At 74.9% G+C, this 3812-nt stretch carries 2 protein-coding genes; both read right to left on the bottom strand.

The window, feature by feature from the left end; all coding sequences use genetic code 11:
* On the bottom strand, window positions 1–1710 hold a 1710-nt coding region (locus BJP40_RS05360; RefSeq protein WP_071279036.1), incomplete at its 3' end, for an acyl-CoA synthetase.
* A complete protein-coding gene (locus BJP40_RS05355) occupies window positions 1707–3704 on the bottom strand; it encodes an FAD/NAD(P)-binding protein (protein ID WP_071270397.1) in 1998 nt (665 codons plus the stop codon). The genes BJP40_RS05355 and BJP40_RS05360, both read right to left, overlap by 4 nt.
* Window positions 3705–3812: the final 108 nt, after the last annotated feature.

Here is a 3812-nt window from a genome sequence, read left to right as displayed (position 1 = left end):
GCCCTCCGGCAGCGCCTCGACGCGGTACTCCACGCCGCCGGAGTCCGCACCGCGGTCTCTCAGCTCGGCGCGGCGCACCTTGCCCGACGTGGTCCGGGGCAGGGACGGGACGAACTCCAGCACCCGCACCCACTTCTCCGGCGGCAGCTCCGCCCGCACCCGGTCCAGGATGCGCCGCGCGGCCTCCGCTCCGGCGGGCCGTCCCGGGGCCGCGACCACGTACGCCTTCGGCGCCCACAGGCCGACGGGGTCGGGCACCGGCACCACCGCGGCGTCGGCCACCCCCTCGTCCCGCAGCACCACGTCCTCCAGCTCCCGCGGCGAGATCCGGTGGTCGAACGCCTTGAACATGTCGTCGGCGCGGGCCACGTAGGTCAGCGAACCGTCCGGGTTGCGGACCCCCAGGTCACCCGTGTGGTAGTAGCCGTTCGCGAGGGCCTTCGCCGTGCGCTCAGGATCCCCGACGTACCCCCGCATCAGGCCCACGGGCGGGTCCGCCAGGTCCAGGCAGAGCTCGCCCGGCGTGCCGTCCGGGACCTCCCGCCCGGTCTCCGGGTCGACGAGGACGACCGTGTGGCCGGGCAGCGGGAAGCCCATGCTGCCGGGCACCGGGGTGCGGCCGGGCGGGTTGCCGATCTGGCCGGTGGTCTCCGTCTGCCCGTACCCGTCCCGCAGGTCCAGCCCCCACTCGCGGGCCACCCGCTCGATCAGCGCCGCCTCCAGCGGCTCGCCGGCCGCCGCGGCCTCGCGCAGCGCGGGCGGCCGCGGGCCGAGCCCGTGCGCCGCCATCCCGCGCCACACCGTCGGCGGGGCGCAGAACGTCGTGATCCCGCGGGTGCGCAGCACGTCGAGGATGTCCGCGGGCGTGCTGCGCGCCGCGTCGAGGGCGACGACCGTCGCCTCCGCGTTCCACGGCACGAAGAACGAGCTCCACGAGTGCTTCGCCCAGCCCGGCGCCGAGATGTTCAGGTGCACGTCGCCCGGCTTGACGCCGTTCCAGTACATGCCGGACAGGTGACCCACCGGATAGCTGACGTGGGTGTGCTCCACCATCTTCGGCTTCGACGTCGTGCCCGACGTGAAGTACCGGAACAGCGGGTCGTCCGCGGGCGTGGGGCCGGACGGGGCGAAGTCGGCCTCCACGCCCGCGGACAGCTCGTACGGCAGCCAGCCCTCGGGCGAGCCGCCCACACTGATGCCCGTCCACCGGCGGGACCCGGGGTCGCCCGCCTCGTCGAACCGGCCCGCCAGGCCCGCCTCCGCGACGACGTACCGCACGCCGCCCCGGTCCAGCCGGTCCGCCAGCTCGGCCGGGGTCGCCGTCGTGTACGTGGGGATGACGATCGCGCCCAGCTTGATGGCGGCGAGCATGGTCTCCCACACCTCCGCCCGGTTCCCCAGCATCAGCAGTACCGGGTCGCCCCGGCGCACGCCCAGCGACCGCAGCCACACCGCGACCTGCGCCGACCGCCGTGACAGGTCACGGAAGGTCAGCTCCCGGTCCGTGTCGGGCCCGGCGCCGCCCACGATCCGCAGCGCGGCCGTCTCCCCCCGCTCCGCCGCCACCGCGTCGAACCAGTCGAGGGCCCAGTTGAAGTGGGTGGGGCGCGGCCAGCGGAACTCGGCCGCGGCCTTCGCCAGGTCCGTCCGGTGCAGCAGCAGCACGTTCCGGGCCGCCCGGAACTCCTCGGTCGCCGACGGCCGGGTCATCCCGCACCCCCGGGTGCCGCGGCGGCGACCGCCGCCTCGTTCTCCCGGACGACCACCAGCGGGCGCAGCGCGTCCTGCGCGATCGCGTCGGCGTCCCGGTAGAAGAGGGTGTTGACGCCGGGGCGGCTGCTGCCGACCTGGGTGAACCACCGGGTGTGCTCGGTGGGGATGCCGAGCGCGTACAGGTCGGGGCGCGGCACGCCGTGCGCGTCGACCACGTGGAACGGGCTGTCCGTCACCTCCAGGCCGCCGGTGACGAAACGGCTGCCGGCCGGGCCCTCGATCACGTACGGGCGGACCATGCCCTCCTCCAGCAGCTGACGCGTCAGCGGCGAGGTGTCGCGGTGCAGGTCGGGCGTCGGGATCCGGGCGTCGATCAGCGCCCGCACGACCCGCGCGGAGCCGGCCACCTGCGGGGACTCCACGAGGAAGCCGCCGGCCTCCTCGTCGGTGCCGAACCGGGTACCGGGCCCCGCCACCTCGACCACGCCCTGCTCGATGAGCGCGCGCAGCTGCTCCACCCGGTACATCGGCGGACCTGCCGACAGCAGGGCGTTGACCGGCAGGAACTTCCGGTGGAAGAACCCGGTGTGCGACTCGGGCAGCAGCCCGCCGAAGTCGACGGCCAGGCGCACCACGTTGCGGATGTCGCGCAGCACGTCCAGCGAGGACTTCAGGGGACCGTCCAGGGTGCCGAGCGCGGCGGCCGCCAGGTCGTCGTCCATCACCTTCAGCAGCCGCTCCCGGAACTCCTCCGGCGAGCCGAACCGCTCGTCGCCGAACGGGCGGGCCAGGGCGTCGAGGTCGACGGGCGGGACCTGCGCGAGACCGGCCGAGGCCAGCAGCTCACCGCGGTCGCGCCCGGCGCGCAGGGCCTCGGCGTGTTCGGCGGCGAAGGCGTCCGCGGCCTGCGCCCCGCGGGCGTTGCGCACATGCGTGACGTAGTAGACGTGCTCGACCTCCTGCAGCAGCAGCGGCAGCACGTCCTCGGCGAAGTCCAGCTGGCCGGTGCCGCCCGCGGCGCGCCGCGCGGCCCGCGCCGACTCCAGGGCGTCCTTCGTGAGGAAGAGCGCCTTGTGGCTGAAGTTCGGCTCCTTCTGGTTGCGGCCGCGGGCGGGGATGGGCAGTCCGCTGCGCGACCCGGCGACGATGTGCGGCTCGCGGCCGCTCGCCCGGTACTCCAGCGTGCCGTCCTCACGCGGGTGGAAGGTGCCGCCGCGGCCGACGGTCAGCGACAGCATCACGTCGTAGAAGGAGAGCCCGATGCCGCGGATGCCGACCGCGCTGCCGGCCGGGATGGTGTCCTCGTCCAGGGGCATGTCGGCGGCGGAGTCACCGCACAGGTAGTGCAGCCCGGGAACCCGCGTCGAGAAGTCGAGCATCTCCTGCTCGAAGGCGTCGGGGGCGTTCACCGGGTGGCCCGTGGCGAGGACGACCCGGTCGGCCTCCAGGAGGTGCGGCGCGGTGTCCAGGCTGAGCAGGTAGCCGCTCCCGGCACCCGTCCGCACCGCGGTGACGCGGCCCTTCACCGGCACCAGCTCCACGTGCTCGGGCAGGGCGTCGACGACGGTCCGGTACACGTCCACCAGGTACTCGCCGTACCGCACGCGCGGGGCGTAGTCGTCGGGGCCCAGCAGCTCCTCGCCCGCGGTGCGGGCGCGCTCCTCGATCCACTGGCCGAGGGACGGGCCGGCACCCGGCCTGGCGGGGCCCCCGTCGGGGTCGCCGGAGTACATCGTGACCTGGCTGATGACGGTGTTCATGGTGAACCAGTCGTCCTGGTCGGTGCGCCACACGCGGCCGGCGCCGACCTCGGTCGCGTCGATCAGGTGGACCCGCACCGGGCGGGGCGCGGCGCCCGAGGCGGCCGCGGTCTGCGCCTCCGCGGCGGTCCGCACGGCGAGCCGCTCCAGGACGGAGATGCCGCGCGGACCGCTGCCGACGACGGCGATGACGAGAGGACGCGTATCGGATGTGGCTGTGTGTGACTGCACAGGAGGTCCTAGGTGGTGAGGAGGAACGCCCGAGGAGGGTCGGGACGCGGGACTGGGGTGGGGGTGGGGCCGCGCGCGGTCACGGCACGGCCGGGGAGACTGCGGCGG

Origin of the sequence: Streptomyces sp. CC53 (assembly GCF_001865245.1) — a bacterium.
Taxonomy (GTDB): domain Bacteria; phylum Actinomycetota; class Actinomycetes; order Streptomycetales; family Streptomycetaceae; genus Streptomyces.
This window is presented reverse-complemented; position numbering and strand designations above follow the sequence as displayed.